Raw genomic sequence first — 16,891 nt, 5'->3', positions numbered from 1 at the left:
CCCGCAGCCAATGTAGCGCAAGCTGCAGGCAGCGCTCCAGCCCTTTGTGCGCGGTGTGGCGGCAATGCCGCAATCAGAACGAGGGATCGCCGCCCCCTCTACGATCGACGCATGAACACCACCCCACCCACCAACCCCACTGCCCTGCCTGCCGACCACCCTTTTGCCCAGGTGCAAGTGCTGGCCTTCGACATCTTTGGCACCGTGGTGGACTGGCACGGCAGCATTGCGCGCGAGGTGCGTGCGCTCTACCCCCAGGTGGATGCCGATGCGTTCGCGCTGGCCTGGCGCGCGGGCTACCAGCCTGCCATGGCGCGGGTGATGCGCGGCGAACAGGGCTGGACGCTGATCGATGCCTTGCACCGGCAGATCCTGGACGAGATCCTGCCGCGCTTTGGGCTGGCACACCTGGGCGATGCCGAGCGCCACCACCTCAACCGCGCGTGGCACAGGCTCCATGCCTGGCCCGACAGCGTGCAGGGGCTGACGCGGCTCAAGCAGCGCTACACCATCACCACGCTATCGAACGGCAACATCGGCCTGCTGACCAACATGGCCAAGCGCGCCGGGTTGCCCTGGGACTGTGTGCTGAGCGCCGAGGTGTTCAAGGCCTACAAGCCGCATCCCGACACCTACCAGGGCGTGGCGCGGGTGTTTGACTTGCCACCACAGCAGGTGGCGCTGGTGGCGGCGCACCACGACGACCTGGCCGCTGCGCGGGGCTGTGGCCTGCGCACGGCGTACATCGAACGGCCACACGAGTTTGGCGTGGCACAGCCCAAGGATGTGTCGCCGCAGCCGGGCAATGACTTGCACGCCAAGGACCTGACCGATCTGGCCAGCCTGCTGGGATGCTGAACGGCCAGCGGTGCGGTGTGCGCGCGCGTCAGTGCGCCACCAGCAGCTGCACAAACATCTGTACCTTGGCGCGGCACTCGGCGCTGATGGATGTGAACTCCAGCCCGGCCACCCATTCGTCGCCCTCTTGCTTGAGGGTGACGACGCGGGCATACACATCGGCCACGCGGTAGTCCACCAGCGGCAGCTCGAACTCCAGCTTGATCTCGCTATGGGGTTCCAGTGGCTCGATCAGCTCGACCAGCAGGCCGTGGTAGCCAATGTCGCGGATGGCCCCGTGCACGATGTGGGGCACCACGATCTTGTCCTGCATGCGCTGGCACAGGCAGGGCAGGCGCGCGTCCACACGGTGGCTGCGACGGAACTCCTGGCGGGGTACCTTGAGCTTGTGCGACGGGATGGCGATCAGCTCACGCAGGCTGACGGGCTGCGTGCGCCCCTTGACAAACACCTGCATGGGCGCAGACGCCGACACCAGCCCCCAGCAGCGCTGGTAGGTGGAATCGCTGATGAGCACCTGGCCGCGCAGGCTCAGCGCCTCGATGCGGGAGGCCAGGTTCACCGCCTCGCCAATCACCGTGTATTCGGAATACACATCCGACCCAAAGCGCCCGGCCATCACGGTGCCTGTGTTCACGCCGATGCCCAGAAACACCTCAGGCAGGCGCTCGGTCAGGTGGGCAAGGTTCAGCTCGCGCATGGCGATCTGCATCTCTACCGCACACAGCAGCGCGCGGTCCACATCGTCCTCGCGGGCCACCGGCGCGCCAAACAGCACCATGATCGAGTCGCCCATGAACTTATCGATGGTGCCCTGGTACTTGAACACCACCTCCGACAGACGTGCCAGGCAGCGGTTGAGCGCCGCAATAACTACGGACGCAGGCTGCGAGCCCGACAGCGCCGTGAATCCGCGCAGGTCGGCCAGCAGGATGGTCACCTCGCGCGGCGCCACCTCCAGGCCGTTGGCGGCAGCACCTTCAGGGTTCTCCATGCCGTGCAGGATGTCTGCCATCTCGGCCTGGGCCGCCTCGCCCAGCGGCTTGCCGGTTTCGCGTTCGATCAGCGCCTGCAGGCGGCGCACGGCGTCGTGGTGGAATTCTTTGTGCATGGAGGTCTGGGGCGTGGAGCGGCCGGGCTTTTGTGGGTGGGGGTAAGAACCTGTTCAAGAGGCAATGCCTGCCCTTCGCCACCCAGAATAGGCGCCGCCCCACGGCTGGTCAACCGGTGAAAACACCCCGGGCAAAGCAGCAACAGTGAGCGCCATGGCAACTCCTCACCATCAAAAAACCGATGTGCGGAGGACGCGAGCAGCGTTCCAGCACTGTCAGAGGGTGATTTGGAGTGTTTTTGACTTCAAGCGCTAGAACCACATGCGCTGATAGCTATTACTTGTGTAGCAATCGGCGGATTTCCCACCTTTAACCAGCGCTCACCCGGTCCACACACACAAACTCGCCCACGGCACCGTCATAGTCCCACCGGGCCGCCACCCTTGCCTGACCGTCCAGTGCGGCGCCCGATGCCTCGGTGCTAAGCACCACCAGGCTGTTGGGGCTGCCATGCCGCAGGCGGTGCGACACCGCCGTGCCTGCACTGCTGGCCCACAGCCCGGGCAAGGGCTGCAGCAGGCGCGGCTGGTGCACGTGGCCGGACAGCAGCATTTGCGCGCCGGCAATACGCCAGCGCTCAACGGCTTCGTCTGCGCGGTGGGGGCGGTGGTCGCGGTCCTCGGCATCGCGGGCCACCAAGGGGTGGTGGCTGGCCACGATCCGCCATGCGCCAGGGGGCGCCCGCGCCAGCAGCAGCGCCACATGCTCGATCTGGGCGGACGACAGGCTGCCGCGCTCGTGCCGCCAGGCGCGTGTGGTGTTCACGCCCACCACGTAGAACGCTCCCATCTGCCGCACGGGCTCCTGGTCTAGGCCAAACTGTTCCGAAAACCGCTCGTACGAACGGCCCCAGCGCATCCACCACGCGAACAAGGGCAGGTCGTGGTTGCCCGCCAGCACCAGACTGCTGCGCGCATGCAGGCCCTGCACAAACCGCGCGGCCTGCTCAAACTGCTCGGCCGTGGCGCGCTGCGTGAGGTCGCCCGACACCACCACCATCGCCACGCCCAAGCGTTGCGCCAGCCGCTGCACTGCGGCGCACACCACCGGGTCGTGCGCACCGAAGTGCAGGTCGGACAGGTGCATCAGAACCGTCATGGCAGGGGGTGGCGCGGGGTGGGTGTGAGCAAGGGTCACTCCATCAAGCAGGCAGCAGGCCGGGTGCGGGGGTGGCGCCCGGCGCGGGCGTGTCGGCAGGGACGAAAGCAGTGGCTTCTTCAGGCGGTGGGGTATGCGATGCACCGTCACGCGCAAGTTGACTCGGCGCCACCAGCCACAGCGGCCGCGCACTGATGAGGAAATGCAAGGGTGGCGCCATCCATTCCCGCTCGCCGTCAAACGCGACCTTGACCTGCGGTGGGCGCCAGCTGGCGGGTGCGACGGACAGCTCGGAACAAGCCATGCTGACCACCGCGTTGTCCTTGTCGAGCTGGCCGGTGGCCGCATTCCACACCGTGCGGGCGATGGCCCAGCGCCCTTGCGGCTTGAGCATGACCACGGCCAGGTGCCCACCATCGGCCACCTTCTGCGCCTGCGGCAGGCCCATGCGGTCCAGCTGCAAGGGGTTGTTGCCCACAAACAGGGTGGTGACCAGGTGCTCTTCCTGCTGCGCCTCGGCGCCCTGGTGCGTCTTCATCACCACGCGCCAGCGGCGGCCCGACGCGGGGCGGAACAGGCTCCACACCGCCGCCGCCACGGCCACCCAGCGCTTGCGGCCAAACCGGCGCGATGCCATTTCGCGGTCGGCCAGCATCTTGGGGTACAGGCCCACGCTGGCGTTGACCACAAACATGCGGCGGTTCACAAACCCCACCTGCACCGGCCGCAGGTCGCCCGCATGCAGGGCGTGCAGCAGGTCCTGCACTGCGGTTTCCGGGTCCAGCGCTAGACCGTGCTCGCGGCTGAAATAGTTGAAGGTGCCCATGGGCACCACCCCCAGCGGTACCCCGGCGCGCAGCGCGGCCGACGCCACGGCGTTGATGGTGCCGTCGCCCCCGGCGGCCACCAACAGCCCGCCGTCATCCTGCGCGGCCTGGGCAGCACGCTCGGCCAGCTGCACGATGTCTGCACGGCGGTCGGGCACATGCCATACCACATCGTGCGTCTGCAAGGCGGGCACGCCCTCCAGCTTGGCGCGCAGCAGGTCCAGGTCGGCACCGGGCCGCCGGGGCACCACCAGATGGATGGGGCCACGGGGCTGGGGGGGAAGGGTGTGTTCCGAAGGTGTCATGCAAAAACTCTGCAACAAACAAGAGCAACCCCACAGCGCGCAAAACAAATCGCAGCGGCCGGGCAGACCCACAGGCCACCCCACCACCGGCAAGCCCGTACGGACTGCAGGGCACTCCATGGTGGCAAACCATCAAGCGCGGCGCAGCCGGTAGCAACGCCATGGGCCTGTCAGCCAACGCCGACAACCGCGCTGTGGGCAGGTTCGCAGGCCCCAATACACCCACCACACGGCGGGATGCTGGGAACTTCACTACAACCCCGGCTTCTGTCACTGAGCCCCTGCACGTTGCGGGTGCCCCAAAAGAGAAAGGACCCGCGATCTCCATGACAACGACCTCCAGCGCCCTGGCAGCCACCGACGTGGGCGCCCTGCTGGCGCAGCACCCCCTGGGCTGGTGGATGGCTGGCGCAGTCGCGTTTGCCCTGCTGGGCAGCGCTGCTTTGACGGGCTTGCGCAGCCTGCGGCAGCATGTGGGCGCGCCGCTGGGCCGCGTGTTTCCGCCCCAGGCCCGCTGGGTATTGGTGGCGGCCATGGCGGCCTCGGCCTGCACGCTGGTGCTGGCGGGTGCTACCCTGGCAGAGCTGGCCGAAAGCGGGAGCGCCCAAGGGTACTGGGGCGCACTGGACGACGCACTGGCCGCCAGCCTGCAAGCGCAGGCATCGGCCGCCGTACTGCAGTGGTTTGCCACCCTCACCCACCTGGGCGACACCTGGGTGCTGACCACCGTGGCGCTGGGTGTGGCTACCGCGCTATGGCTGCGCCGGCACCGCCTGCTGGCCACCGGCTGGCTGGTGGCCATGGCGGGCAACGGCACGCTGACCAAGGTGCTGAAGAATATGTTCGAGCGCGTGCGGCCCGAGCACACGCACGGTATTGCAGAGGCCAGTGGCTACAGCTTTCCCAGCGGGCACAGCAGCGCATCGATGGTGGCCTACGCCATGCTCGCCTACCTGGCCACGCGGCTGCTACCCCGTGCATGGCACCTGCCTGCGGTGATGCTGGCCGGTGCGCTGATCTTCACCACCGGCTGGAGCCGCGTGGTGCTGCACGTGCACTACGCCAGCGATGTGCTGGCGGGCTGGCTACTGGGTGGCACCTGGATGGTGTGCACGGTGCTGATCATGGAGAGCGTGTCGCGCTGGCGCAGTCCGCCCCTTGCCACCGCTGCAGCGCAACGCCTCTGAGCCTTCAGATCGCCACGAGGTTGCGAATGCCCTTGGCTTCCATCTCCGATCCCGGCCCGCGGGCGATGACTTCGCCGCGCTCCATCACCAGGTACTCATCGGCCAGTTCCTGCGCAAAGTCGTAGTACTGCTCGCACAGCAGGATGGCCATCTCGCCTTTTTCGGCCAGCATGCGGATCACGCGGCCGATGTCCTTGATGATGCTGGGCTGGATGCCTTCGGTGGGCTCATCCAGGATCAGCAAACGCGGGCCGGGGGCCAGCGCACGCGCAATGGCCAGCTGCTGCTGTTGTCCGCCCGACAGGTCACCGCCCCGGCGCTTGAGCATTTGCTTGAGCACGGGGAACAGTTCGTACAGGTGCGGCGGCACGGGCGTGGAGCCGCTTTTGTAGGCCAGGCCCATGCGCAGGTTTTCTTCCACGGTGAGGCGGCCGAAGATTTCGCGGCCTTGGGGCACAAAGCCGATGCCGGCGCGCGCCCGGTCGTAGGGCGTGGCCTTGTCGATGGGCTTGCCATCGAACTGGATGGAGCCACTCTTGATGGGCACCAGGCCCATGAGGCTTTTGAGCAACGTGGTCTTGCCCACGCCATTGCGGCCAAGCAGCACGGTGACTTTGCCCGGGGTGGCGGTGAGGCTCACGTCACGCAGGATGTGGGAGCCGCCGTAGTACTGGTTGATGTTCTGGACGGTGAGCATGGTGACTTGAAGTGTTTTGGGCCGCTAGCGCTAGTTCAATATTCGCTGGCAGCTATATTTTTGATAGTGATTTACCTCACCGGCCGAGGTACACCTCGATCACGCGCTCGTCGGCCTGCACCTGGTCGAGCGTGCCTTCGGCCAGCACCGAGCCATCGCACAGCACCGTCACTTTTTCAGAAATGGTGCGGATGAAGCCCATGTCGTGCTCCACCACCATGAGCGAGTGCTTGCCCTTGAGCGTGAGGAACAGCTCGGCCGTGCGCGCTGTTTCTTCGTCCGTCATGCCCGCCACCGGTTCGTCCAGCAGCAGCAGCTTGGGGTCCTGCATCAGCAGCATGCCAATCTCCAGCCACTGCTTTTGCCCGTGGCTCAGGTTGCCCGACTGGCGTGTGACGCTGTCGGCCAGGTGAATGGTGTGCAGGATCTCGGCCAGTCGGTCCGACTGCGCGGAGTCGAGCCGGAAGAACATGCTGGACTTGACGCCCTTGTGGGTCTTGAGCGCCAGCTCCAGGTTCTCGAACACGCTGAGCTGCTCGAACACCGTGGGCTTCTGGAACTTGCGGCCGATTCCCAGGCTGGCAATCTCGGGCTCGTTGTGGCGCAGCAGGTCAATCGTGGAGCCGAAGAACACCGTACCTTTGTCGGGCCGCGTCTTGCCGGTGATGATGTCCATCATCGTCGTCTTGCCTGCGCCATTGGGGCCGATGATGCAGCGCAGCTCGCCCGGGGCGATGTCCAGGCTCAGGCCGTTGATGGCCTTGAAGCCGTCAAAGCTCACGTGCACGTCTTCCAGGTACAGGATGCGGCCATGGGTCACATCCACCTCGCCCGGCACCGCCACGCGTGAGAAGCCTGCCGCGCGGCCGCCCGACTCAGTCTGGCCCAGTACAGCGGGCGCCAGCGTCTTCTGTAGCCGCCGCGCGCCTTCTTCCATCAGATCGGGCGTCATTGCGCAGCTCCCTTCGTCGTTGTCATTTTTGCTTTGAGCTTCTTGACCAGCCCCACCACACCGTCGGGCAGGAACAGCGTGACCGCAATGAACAGCGCGCCCAGAAAGTACAGCCAGAACTCCGGCGCCGTCACCGTGAGCCAGCTCTTGGCACCGTTGACGATGAACGCGCCCACGATGGGCCCAATCAGTGTGGCGCGCCCGCCCACGGCCGCCCACACGGCGATCTCGATGGAGTTGGCGGCACTCATCTCGCCCGGGTTGATGATGCCGACCTGGGGCACATACAGCGCACCCGCCACGCCGCACATCATGGCGCTGATGGTCCAGATGGTGAGCTTGTAAGGCAGCGGCGAGTAGCCCGAGAACATGACGCGGCTTTCGGCATCGCGCACGGCCTGCAGCACGCGGCCGAACTTGCTGCGCACCAGCCAGCGGGCCAGCAAAAAGAAGCCCAGCAGCGTGATGCCCGTCAGCACAAACAGCGTCATGCGCATGTTCTGCGTGGCAATGGGTGTGCCCAGGATGCGCTTGAAGTCGGTGAACCCGTTGTTGCCGCCAAAGCCCGTTTCGTTGCGGAAGAACAGCAGCATGGCCGCATACGTCATGGCCTGGGTGATGATAGAGAAGTACACGCCCTTGATGCGCGAGCGGAAGGCGAAGTAGCCGAACACAAACGCGATCACGCCCGGCACGGCCACGATGAGGACCAGCGTGGCGATGAAGCTGTCAGACAGCGCCCAGTGCCAGGGCAGTTCCTTCCAGTCCAGGAACACCATGAAGTCGGGCAGGTCGCTCTTGTAGTTGCCGTCCCGGCCGATCTGGCGCATGAGGTACATGCCCATCACGTAGCCGCCCAGCGCAAAGAACAGGCCGTGGCCCAGGCTCAGGATGCCGGTGTAGCCCCAGATCAGGTCCATGGCCAGCGCACAGATGGCGTAGCACATGATCTTGCCAAGCAGCGCTACGGCGTAGTCGCTGAGGTGGAACACGCTGCCTGCGGGCACCCACAGGTTGAGCACGGGGGCGACGGCGCACACCACGATGAGCGCCACGATAAAGGCCGACCAGCCACCGCGCGTGAGCAGCGGCGCCGGTGCGGGCAGTTGGATGTTGGGAGAGGTTGGCGTAGTCATGATCAGTCGTCTCTGGTGCTTCAGTCGGCCGTACGCCCTTTGACCGCGAAGATGCCCTGGGGCCGCTTCTGGATGAAGATGATGATGAACACCAGCACCGCAATCTTGGCCAGCACCGCGCCCGCCCAGCCTTCGAGGAATTTGTTCAGGATACCCAGGCCCAGCGCGGCATACACCGTGCCCGCCAGCTGGCCCACGCCGCCCAGCACCACCACCATGAAGGCATCGACGATGTAGCTCTGCCCCAGGTCCGGCCCCACGTTGCCCACCTGGCTCAGCGCGCAACCCGCCAGGCCCGCAATGCCCGAGCCCAGCGCAAAGGCCATGGTGTCGATGCGCGCGGTGTTCACGCCCATGCACGAGGCAATGGGGCGGTTCTGCGTCACACCACGCACAAACAGGCCCAGGCGCGTGCGGCCGATCAGATAGCCCATGCCCAGCAGCACGGCGATGGCAAAGCCGATGATGACGAGGCGGTTGTAGGGCAGCGTGAGGTTGGAGAGCACCTGCACGCCACCGCTCATCCACGCGGGGTTTTCCACGCCTACGTTCTGCGCGCCAAACAGGCTGCGCACCAGCTGCATCAGCACCAGGCTGATGCCCCAGGTGGCCAGCAGTGTCTCCAGCGGGCGGCCGTACAGAAAGCGCAGCACGCCACGCTCCAGCACAGCGCCCACGAGGGCCGAGGTGAGAAAGGCCAGCGGCACCGCAGCCACCAGGTACCAATCGAACGCGCCTGGAAAGAACTTCTGAAACACGCCCTGCACCACGTAGGTGGCGTAGGCGCCGATCATCATCAGCTCGCCATGGGCCATGTTGATCACGCCCATGAGGCCGTAGGTGATGGCCAGGCCCAAGGCCACCAGCAGCAGGATGGAGCCCAGGCTGATGCCCGAAAACGCAGCGCCCAGGCGCTCGCCCCAGGCCAGTTGGTCGTCCAGCGTGCGCAGCGCGGCCTGCAGGGCAGCCTTGACCTTGGCGTCTTCCTCCACCGCCACGCGCTCGTTCAGCAGCAGGCGCGTGTCGGGCGTGGCGCTGGCCGACAGGGCCTGCGCGGCAGCGATGCGTTGCGATGCGTCGTCACTGCCCAGCAAGGTGGCAGCGCGCGCCAGCTGCAGTTGGGCCTTGATCTTGTCGCTGGTTTCCTGCGCCAGGGCTTTATCGAGCAGCGGCAGGCGACCTCCGTCAGGCTCTTTGGTCAGTGCCTTGGCGGCTGCCATGCGCTGGGCTTCGTCCTTGCCAAAAAGCGCCAGGCCCGCCAGGGCCGTGTCGATCTCGCCGCGCATGCGGTTGTTGTTGATGATGTCTTCGGCATCGGCAGGCAGCGGCACCTCGGCGCCGCTGACGGGGTCGATGCCCTTGTCGTCCCGCACGATCAGGGCCTTGCCACCGGCCACCTTCACCGCATCATCGGCCAGTGCCTGAAGGAAAGCAGCGGTGCGCTCGCTGGGGTCGACCACGGCCTGCTGCACGGCGGCCACGCGGTCGTCGGTGTCGCCAGCGGCCATGGCCAGGGCCTGCTCGGCGGTGAGTGCATGTGCCTGCGCAGTTGCGTAAAGCAAGAGGCAGACAAAGAGGCGAGGTATGAAAGAGAAATTCATGGAGGGGCCAGTCGGTCAATATGCAAAGGCCCATGCAGAGGGCAGGGCCCATGCCAGCGTCCCCGCGCAAGGGCCGCCTAGCCGCGCATGCGGCGCTTCGCTTGCGTGCGCTGGGGGCGTCCCCCTCCCACGCGCAGCGTGAGAGAGGGGGTGAAGGCGCGCTAGCGCCTCAGGGGGGTGTCACTTCTTTTCAGGCTCGTCCTTCTTCTTGTCATTGCCTTCGATGTAGGGCGACCATGGCTTGGCCTTCACGGGGCCGGGGGTCTTCCACACCACGTTGAACTGGCCGTCGGCCTTGATTTCGCCGATGAACACGCTCTTGTGCAGGTGGTGGTTCTTCTCGTCCATCTTGCTCACGATGCCGCTTGGTGCCTTGAAGGTCTGGCCGGCCATGGCGGCGATCACCTTGTCCACATCGGTGCTCTTGGCCTTTTCAACCGCTTGCTTCCACATGTTGATGCCGATGTAGGTGGCTTCCATCGGGTCGTTGGTGAGCGGCTTGTCCTTGTGGCCGGCAATGCCCTTGGCCTTGGCGTAGTCGCTCCACTTCTTGATGAAGGCGGTGTTCTCAGGGCTCTTGATGGACTGGAAGTAGTTCCAGGCGGCCAGGTGGCCCACCAGCGGCTTGGTGTCCACGCCGCGCAGTTCTTCTTCACCCACCGAGAAGGCCACCACAGGCACATCCTTGGCCTTCAGGCCGGCGTTGCCCAGTTCCTTGTAGAAGGGCACGTTGGAGTCGCCATTGATGGTGGAGACCACGGCCGTCTTGCCGCCCTGGCTGAACTTCTTGATGTCAGCCACGATGGTCTGGTAGTCAGAGTGGCCGAAGGGGGTGTACTTTTCATCGATGTCCGAATCCTTCACGCCCTTGCTCTTGAGGTAGGCGCGCAGGATCTTGTTGGTGGTGCGGGGGTACACGTAGTCGGTGCCCAGCAGCACCCAGCGCTTGGCACCGCCGCCGTCCTTGCTCATCAGGTAGTCCACCGCAGGGATGGCCTGCTGGTTGGGCGCGGCGCCGGTGTAGAACACGTTCTTGGACAGTTCCTCGCCTTCATACTGCACGGGATAGAACAGCAGGCCGTTCATTTCCTCGACCACAGGCAGCACCGACTTGCGCGACACCGAGGTCCAGCAGCCGAAGATGACCGAGACCTTGTCCTGGCCCAGCAGCTGCTTGGTCTTTTCGGCAAACAGCGGCCAGTTGGAGGCAGGGTCCACCACCACGGGTTCGAGCTTCTTGCCCAGCACGCCGCCCTTGGCATTGATCTCGTCGATCGCCATGAGCACGGTGTCTTTCAGCACGGTCTCAGAGATGGCCATGGTGCCCGACAGGCTGTGCAGGATGCCGACCTTGATCGTGTCCTGGGCATGGGCTGGCAGCGCAGACAGGCCAGCGAGCGTAGCGGCGGCCGCGAGGGCCTTGAGGGAATAACGACGTTGCATGTGTGCTTCTCCGGTGGTGGTTTCAATCAGGGAATCAATCAAACCGCTTCGCCCGGCGGGCCCCGGTGTGGAGCCGCATTCGATCGGGCGATGGAATGGATTCTGGAGAGCGGGGCCCGTTGGCGAAATACGCCGGGTGGCGTACACGCACCGCTGCGGGGCTGCTCCCCACGGGGCCGTTGCGCGGCATCTCACGGCCCGCGGTAAGTGCAACAGGTCAACCGGAGACGGCGCTGCATTCACTATCAAAAAAATAGCTTTTAGCGCATGTATCACTAGCGCAATCGGCCTATTTCATCCAAAAACCTTGACCAGCGAAGGTTGTGGAGCCTCCGTAGAATCTGCGGGTTTTCCCTAATCTTCGCGCGCCATGCCTCCATGGGCCCGGTTGCCGCCCTTCTGCCCCGCTGCACTCCATGAACCTCCCTTTGCTGGCCCTGGCCATTGCCGCTTTTGGCATTGGCACCACCGAATTCGTGATCCTGGGGCTGCTGCCCGAAGTGGCGGGTGACCTGTCCGTCTCCATCCCCGCCGCCGGCATGCTGGTGTCGGCCTACGCCCTGGGCGTGGCCGTGGGTGGGCCGCTGCTGGCAGTGGCCACCGCGCGCTGGCCGCGCAAGACCACGCTGACCTGGCTGATGGTGCTGTTCATCATTGGCAATGTGGGCTGCGCGTTGGCGCCCAGTTATGCGTGGCTGATGGTGGCGCGTGTGGTCACCTCGTTCTGCCACGCGGCGTTTTTTGGCATTGGTGCCGTGGTGGCGGCCAGCGTGGTGGAGCCGCACAAACGCGCCCAGGCCATGGCGCTGATGTTCACCGGGCTCACGCTGGCCAACGTGCTGGGCGTGCCCCTGGGCACGCTGCTGGGCCAGCACCTGGGCTGGCGCTCCACCTTCTGGGCGGTGGTGGTGATTGGGGTGCTGGCCGTGGCCGCCGTGGTGCGCTGGGTGCCGCACCTGCGCCACCAGATCAGCGGCAGCGCGCTGGGCGAGTTCCGCGTGCTGCGCATCCGCCAGGTGTGGCTGGCGCTGGCGGTCAGCGTGCTGGCCTCCACCAGCATGTTCACGCTGTTCACCTACATCACGCCCATCCTGCGCGACGTGACGGGCGTATCGCCCCACAACGTGAGCGGCGTGCTGCTGCTGTGCGGCGTGGGCCTGACCATTGGCAACCTGCTGGGCGGCCGCCTGGCGGACTGGAAGCTGCTGCCCTCGCTGATGGGCATCTTCGCCGTGCTGGCGGGGGTGCTGGCGGCGTTTTCGTTCACCAGCGCGTGGCTGTGGCCCGCCATCGTCACCGTGGTGGTGTGGGGCATGGTGTCGTTCGCAGCGGGCACGCCGCTGCAGGCGCGCGTGGTGTCGCAGGCGGGCGATGCACCCAGCCTGGCGTCCACGCTCAACATCGGTGCCTTCAACCTGGGCAATGCCATCGGGGCCTGGCTGGGCGGCGCGGTGATCACGGCCGGATGGTCGCTGCAGGCCATTCCGCTGGTGGCGGCTGCTGTCACGCTGAGTGCGCTGGCACTCACGGCGTACATCGCCTGGCTGGACCGGCAGCCCGCTGCCCAAGCGCCCGAAGCGCCCGTGCTCGCCGACTGCAAGGCGGTCTGACGGCCCGGCCCTGCAGCGGCCCGCAGCCCCCACCGGCCCCAGACCACAGGCACCGCACCGCCCTGCCCGGCGTACCCGGCAGGGCTTTTTTTCACCTTCGCCCGTATCGGCCTGAGCCCCATCCGCCTGCCGCGCTGCGTCGCATAGCCGACATGGGCGTACAGCGTCCACCCGCGCACGGCGATAGGATGGCAGCCCAACGGCTGGACGCACCCGCAGGTCCTCCGCAACGGCAAGGACAACCCATGGTGAAACGACGCACAGTGCTCCTCGGCGGCGCCGCAACAGCGGGCGCGCTGGTCATCGGCTGGGGCGTAGTGCCCCCGCGCCAGCGGCTGCACACCGCGCAGCCCCTGCCCCCGGCCACGGGCCAGGTGGCACTCAATGGCTGGCTCAAGGTAGCGGCCGACAACACGGTGACGGTGATGATGGCCAAGTCCGAAATGGGCCAGGGCGCGCACACCGGGCTGGCCGCCATCCTGGCCGAGGAGCTGGATGCCGACTGGGCCCAGGTGCGGCTGGAGATGGCGCCCATCGACGACATCTACAACAACCTGGCCACGGTGGTGGACGGCCTGCCGTTCCACCCCGACAACGACGGATCCATCAAGGCCGTGGCAGGCTGGCTGACGGCCAAAACCATGCGCGAAGTGGGCGTGATGATGACGGGCGGCTCCAGCAGCATCAAGGACCTGTGGCGCCCCATGCGCGAGGCCGGTGCGCACGCCCGCGCCATGCTCATCAATGCAGCCGCCGTGCAGTGGAAGGTGCAGGCCGCCGAATGCAAGGCCAACGCCGGCGTGGTGGAACATGCGGCAGGCCGGCGCGCCACGTTTGGCGAGCTGGCCGCACTGGCGGCGCAGCAGCCGCCTCCAGGCAAGGTGCCCCTCAAGGCGTCTGCGGAATTCAAGCTGATCGGCAAGCCGCTCACCCGCATCGAGGCGCCCTCCAAGCTCGATGGCAGTGCGGTGTTTGGCATCGATGCCCACCCGCCCGGCCTGCTGCACGCCAGCGTGGTGATGTGCCCCACGCGGGGCGGCAAGGTGGCCCAGTTCGATGGCGCAGCCGCGCAAAAGATGCCCGGGGTGAAGCAGGTGCTGGCCGTCGCGCCGTACCACGGCGGCACCGGCGGCGTGGCTGTGATTGCCGACACGCCCTGGCACGCCAAGAAGGCCGCAGCAGCAGTCACCGTGCAGTGGGACCACGGCCCCGCCGCCACGCTGTCGAGCGCCGCCGTCATGACGCAGCTGACCCAGGCGCTGGACCAGGCCCAGGGTTTTGGTTACCACAGCGTGGGCGATGTGGACAAAGCCCTGCAAGGCGCAGCGACCACCCTCACGGCCGACTACCGCGCGCCCTACCTGGCCCACGCCACCATGGAGCCCATCAACTGCACCGTGCAGTTCAAGGACGGCGCGGCCAGCGTGTGGACATCCACCCAGGTGCCGGGCCTGGCGCGCATGGCGGCCGCCAAGGCCCTGGGCATCGACGAAGACAAGGTGACCGTGCACCAGCTGCTGCTGGGCGGCGGCTTTGGCCGGCGGCTGGAGGTGGACTACGTGGCCCAGGCCGCCGCCATTGCCAAGACTGCGGGCGGTGCGCCGGTGCAGACGCTGTGGTCCCGCGAGCAGGACATGCAGCACGACTTCTACCGCCCCGCCTGCGTGGCGCGGTTCAAGGCCGGGCTGGACGCACAGGGCCAGCTGGTGGCCTGGCACAACGTGTCGGCCGGCCAGGCCATCGTGCCGCAGGTGCTGTCCCGCACCTTTGGCCTGCCAGGCGCCGGGCCTGACAAGACCGCGTCCGAAGGTGCGTTCGACCAGCCCTACGAGTGGCCCCACGCACGCATCGCCCACGAGATCATCGACCTGCCGCTGCCCGTGGGCTTCTGGCGCTCGGTCGGACATTCGCACCAGGCGTTTTTCAAGGAGAGTTTTGTGGACGAAGCGGCCCACGCCGCCCAAAAGGACCCGGTGGCCTTCCGCACGGCCCTGTTGCAAAAACACCCGCGCCATCTGAAGGTGCTGCAAAAGGCGGCCGAGCTGGCGGGCTGGGGGCAGCCCTTGCCGCCCGATGCGTCGGGCGTGCAACGAGCGCGCGGCGTAGCGCTGCACCAGTCGTTTGGCTCCATCGTCGCGCAGGTGGCCGAGGTGTCGGTGGGTGCCGACAAGGCGATCCGCGTGCACCGCGTGGTATGCGTGATCGACTGCGGCGCGGCCATCAACCCCAACCTCATTGCCCAGCAGATGGAAAGCGCTGTGGTCTACGGCCTCACGGCGGCGCTGTGGGGCGAAGTGACCATCAAAGACGGCCAGGTGCAGCAGAGCAACCTGCACGACTACCCCCTGCTGCGCATGGCCGACTGCCCCCGCGTGGAGACCCACATCATCGCCAGCGCCGAGCCCCCCGAGGGCGTGGGTGAGCCCGGCGTGCCGCCCATCGCCCCCGCCGTGGCCAATGCATTGTTTGCCCTGACCGGCCAGCGCCTGCGCGCGCTGCCGCTCAAGCTCAGCTGACCCGACGCACCGGAGCCCCCATGACCACGACCCTGAATCTCAACGGCCAACCCGTCGCCATCAATGCCGAACCCGACACGCCCCTGCTGTGGGTGCTGCGCGGCGAGCTGCAGATGAACGGCACCAAGTTTGGCTGCGGCATGGCGCTGTGTGGCGCCTGCACGGTGCACCTGAACGGCGAACCGGTGCGCGCATGCATCACGCCCCTGTCGGCCGTGGGCAATGCCCAGGTGACCACCATCGAGGGCCTGCAGGGCCCCGAAGCCACCGCGCTGCGCACGGCGTGGACGGCCGTGGATGCGGCGCAATGCGGCTACTGCCAGAGCGGGCAGCTGATGTCGGCCTGCGCGCTGCTGAAGAAAACCCCGCAGCCGACCGATGCCGACATCGACGCCGCCATGTCGGGCAATGCCTGCCGCTGCGGCACCTACCCGCGCATCCGGGCGGCGATCCACCAGGCGGCGCGGGGGCCTCAGGGCTGAGAGCCCCCCCTCCCAGGTCGAGCGGAACCTGCTCGACCACGCCCCCTTCAGCAGGTGGCATGTCGGCGCAGTACACGGCATTGCGCCCTGTACCCTTGGCTTGGTAGAGGGCCTGGTCGGCCCGGTTGACGAGCTCTTCAAAACCCATGCCCGAGCCCTGGTGCAGCGTGGCCACGCCAATGCTCACGGTGACGGCCACCTCCTGCCCCTGGTCGCCCACACACACCAGCAGGGTCTCGACCTCGCGGCGCAGCGACTCCGCCACCTGCAGCGCGCTGGGGCCATCGGTCTCGGGCAGCACGATGACGAACTCCTCGCCCCCAAACCGCGCAACGATGTCCACACCGCTGCGCTTGCGCGCCGCGCACACCTGGGCCACGGCGCAGATCACACGGTCGCCGGCCAGGTGGCCGTACATGTCGTTGACGGACTTGAACAGGTCGATGTCCGCCACCAGCAAGGACATCGGGTGGCCGAAGCGTTCGGTGCGCTTGGCCTCCTTGGCGCCCAGTTCCATGAGCGTGCGGCGGTTGGACAGGCCCGTGAGCGAGTCATTGGCGGCCAGCCGCTCCAGCGTGGCGTTGAGCTGCTGCAGCAGACGGTTCTGCTCGGTGAGCTGCTGGTTGATCTGGGCGATTTCGGTCTCGCGGCACTTGCGGTCGTAGATGTTGAACGTGACGCCGATCAAGCGCTTGCCAGGGGTCTCGCTGTGGCCGTCCATGATGCGGCCGTAGTTGGCAAACCAGATCCACTCACCGCTCTTGGAGCGCAGCCTGAACTCGCACCGGTACTGGGGCGTGACGCCCGTCAGGTGGTCGGCCACAGCCCGGCGCACGGTGTCGATGTCGTCGGGGTGGAACAGGCCATAGATATCCTGCACGCCCGAGACGATTTCGTCTTCGGTGAACCCCAGCTCTTCAAACGTCTTGGTTGCCTTGCGCGTGACATTGCCGGTGATGAGGTCGTTCTCCCACAGGTCGAGCCCGGCGGCCTCCAGGGCCAGCTCCAGCCGCTCCTTGTTCAGGTCCGCCTCACCCATGGCCATGACCACCTTTTTTCACAGCGTT

Annotated in this window: 13 protein-coding genes and 2 pseudogenes; 6 read left to right on the top strand and 9 right to left on the bottom strand. The window is 66.6% G+C overall.

The genetic code is table 11. The features are described from left to right. The first annotated feature begins 111 nt into the window (after window positions 1-111). Window positions 112-858 (top strand): haloacid dehalogenase type II, encoded by a 747-nt coding sequence (locus tag C380_RS05130; RefSeq protein ID WP_015012827.1) that lies wholly within the window; start codon window positions 112-114, stop codon window positions 856-858. A 28-nt stretch (window positions 859-886) separates the two neighbouring features. Here the strand turns inward: C380_RS05130 and C380_RS05125 are convergent, their stop codons facing one another. Beyond that, on the bottom strand, window positions 887-1,969 hold the full coding sequence (locus C380_RS05125; RefSeq protein WP_015012826.1) for an adenylate/guanylate cyclase domain-containing protein: 1,083 nt from the start codon (window positions 1,967-1,969) through the stop codon (window positions 887-889). 310 nt (window positions 1,970-2,279) lie between these two features. Continuing rightward, window positions 2,280-3,068 (bottom strand): metallophosphoesterase, encoded by a 789-nt coding sequence (locus C380_RS05120; protein ID WP_043565155.1) that lies wholly within the window; start codon window positions 3,066-3,068, stop codon window positions 2,280-2,282. Window positions 3,069-3,262: 194 nt separating this feature from the next. Between C380_RS05120 and C380_RS25775 the strand changes: the two genes are divergently transcribed. Next, window positions 3,263-3,880 carry a hypothetical protein gene (locus C380_RS25775; protein ID WP_369750495.1) on the top strand — a complete coding sequence of 206 codons (618 nt, stop codon included), beginning with the start codon at window positions 3,263-3,265 and terminating at the stop codon, window positions 3,878-3,880. Here the strand turns inward: C380_RS25775 and C380_RS25770 are convergent. Further along, a pseudogene (locus C380_RS25770) lies at window positions 3,829-4,200 on the bottom strand (diacylglycerol kinase family protein); the annotation flags it as partial. The gene C380_RS25775 and the pseudogene C380_RS25770 sit on opposite strands and share 52 nt — an antisense overlap. Before the next feature lie 326 nt (window positions 4,201-4,526). On the opposite strand from C380_RS25770, the gene C380_RS05110 reads away from it, so the two are divergent. Beyond that, window positions 4,527-5,387, top strand: a complete 861-nt coding sequence (locus C380_RS05110) for a phosphatase PAP2 family protein (protein ID WP_015012823.1) — start codon at window positions 4,527-4,529, stop codon at window positions 5,385-5,387. Window positions 5,388-5,391: 4 nt separating this feature from the next. Here the strand turns inward: C380_RS05110 and urtE are convergent, their stop codons facing one another. From urtE to urtA, 5 genes are all read right to left on the bottom strand, one after another. Then, a complete protein-coding gene (gene urtE / locus C380_RS05105) occupies window positions 5,392-6,084 on the bottom strand; it encodes an urea ABC transporter ATP-binding subunit UrtE (protein WP_015012822.1) in 693 nt (230 codons plus the stop codon). Between the two features lie 76 nt (window positions 6,085-6,160). Beyond that, window positions 6,161-7,036, bottom strand: coding sequence for an urea ABC transporter ATP-binding protein UrtD (gene urtD / locus C380_RS05100; RefSeq protein ID WP_015012821.1), 876 nt, complete (start codon window positions 7,034-7,036; stop codon window positions 6,161-6,163). Next, window positions 7,033-8,172, bottom strand: coding sequence for an urea ABC transporter permease subunit UrtC (gene urtC, locus C380_RS05095; RefSeq protein WP_015012820.1), 1,140 nt, complete (start codon window positions 8,170-8,172; stop codon window positions 7,033-7,035). Before urtC ends, urtD begins: the two co-directional genes overlap by 4 nt. A gap of 20 nt (window positions 8,173-8,192) precedes the next feature. Then, the gene (urtB, locus tag C380_RS05090) at window positions 8,193-9,773 is read right to left on the bottom strand and encodes an urea ABC transporter permease subunit UrtB (protein WP_043565153.1); all 1,581 of its coding nucleotides are present in this window, start codon (window positions 9,771-9,773) and stop codon (window positions 8,193-8,195) included. A 180-nt stretch (window positions 9,774-9,953) separates the two neighbouring features. Further along, window positions 9,954-11,216 (bottom strand): urea ABC transporter substrate-binding protein, encoded by a 1,263-nt coding sequence (gene urtA, locus C380_RS05085; protein WP_015012818.1) that lies wholly within the window; start codon window positions 11,214-11,216, stop codon window positions 9,954-9,956. 416 nt (window positions 11,217-11,632) lie between these two features. Between urtA and C380_RS05080 the strand changes: the two genes are divergently transcribed. The 3 genes from C380_RS05080 to C380_RS24255 all read left to right on the top strand — a co-directional run bounded on the left by C380_RS05080 (window position 11,633) and on the right by C380_RS24255 (window position 15,824). Then, complete coding sequence (locus tag C380_RS05080; protein WP_015012817.1) at window positions 11,633-12,826, top strand: MFS transporter; 1,194 nt, start codon at window positions 11,633-11,635, stop codon at window positions 12,824-12,826. 245 nt (window positions 12,827-13,071) lie between these two features. Then, window positions 13,072-15,342, top strand: a complete 2,271-nt coding sequence (locus C380_RS05075; protein WP_015012816.1) for a xanthine dehydrogenase family protein molybdopterin-binding subunit — start codon at window positions 13,072-13,074, stop codon at window positions 15,340-15,342. Between the two features lie 20 nt (window positions 15,343-15,362). Further along, complete coding sequence (locus tag C380_RS24255; protein WP_015012815.1) at window positions 15,363-15,824, top strand: (2Fe-2S)-binding protein; 462 nt, start codon at window positions 15,363-15,365, stop codon at window positions 15,822-15,824. A gap of 124 nt (window positions 15,825-15,948) precedes the next feature. Here C380_RS24255 and C380_RS05070 read toward each other — a convergent pair. Then, window positions 15,949-16,863 (bottom strand): annotated as a pseudogene (locus C380_RS05070) (diguanylate cyclase); the annotation flags it as partial. Window positions 16,864-16,891: the final 28 nt, after the last annotated feature.

It is taken from the genome of Acidovorax sp. KKS102 (genome assembly GCF_000302535.1).
Lineage (GTDB): Bacteria > Pseudomonadota > Gammaproteobacteria > Burkholderiales > Burkholderiaceae_C > Acidovorax.
Note: the sequence above shows the minus strand (reverse complement) of the source record. Positions and strands in the feature narration are given on the sequence as shown.

Bases quoted from the DNA above. Each gene is read 5' to 3' on its own strand.
- C380_RS05130 (WP_015012827.1), top strand. From the start codon at position 112: ATGAACACCACCCCACCCACCAACCCCACTGCCCTGCCTGCCGACCAC.
- C380_RS05125 (WP_015012826.1), bottom strand. From the start codon at position 1,969: ATGCACAAAGAATTCCACCACGACGCCGTGCGCCGCCTGCAGGCGCTG.
- C380_RS05120 (WP_043565155.1), bottom strand. From the start codon at position 3,068: ATGACGGTTCTGATGCACCTGTCCGACCTGCACTTCGGTGCGCACGAC.
- C380_RS25775 (WP_369750495.1), top strand. From the start codon at position 3,263: ATGAGGAAATGCAAGGGTGGCGCCATCCATTCCCGCTCGCCGTCAAAC.
- C380_RS05110 (WP_015012823.1), top strand. From the start codon at position 4,527: ATGACAACGACCTCCAGCGCCCTGGCAGCCACCGACGTGGGCGCCCTG.
- urtE (WP_015012822.1), bottom strand. From the start codon at position 6,084: ATGCTCACCGTCCAGAACATCAACCAGTACTACGGCGGCTCCCACATC.
- urtD (WP_015012821.1), bottom strand. From the start codon at position 7,036: ATGACGCCCGATCTGATGGAAGAAGGCGCGCGGCGGCTACAGAAGACG.
- urtC (WP_015012820.1), bottom strand. From the start codon at position 8,172: ATGACTACGCCAACCTCTCCCAACATCCAACTGCCCGCACCGGCGCCG.
- urtB (WP_043565153.1), bottom strand. From the start codon at position 9,773: ATGAATTTCTCTTTCATACCTCGCCTCTTTGTCTGCCTCTTGCTTTAC.
- urtA (WP_015012818.1), bottom strand. From the start codon at position 11,216: ATGCAACGTCGTTATTCCCTCAAGGCCCTCGCGGCCGCCGCTACGCTC.
- C380_RS05080 (WP_015012817.1), top strand. From the start codon at position 11,633: ATGAACCTCCCTTTGCTGGCCCTGGCCATTGCCGCTTTTGGCATTGGC.
- C380_RS05075 (WP_015012816.1), top strand. From the start codon at position 13,072: ATGGTGAAACGACGCACAGTGCTCCTCGGCGGCGCCGCAACAGCGGGC.
- C380_RS24255 (WP_015012815.1), top strand. From the start codon at position 15,363: ATGACCACGACCCTGAATCTCAACGGCCAACCCGTCGCCATCAATGCC.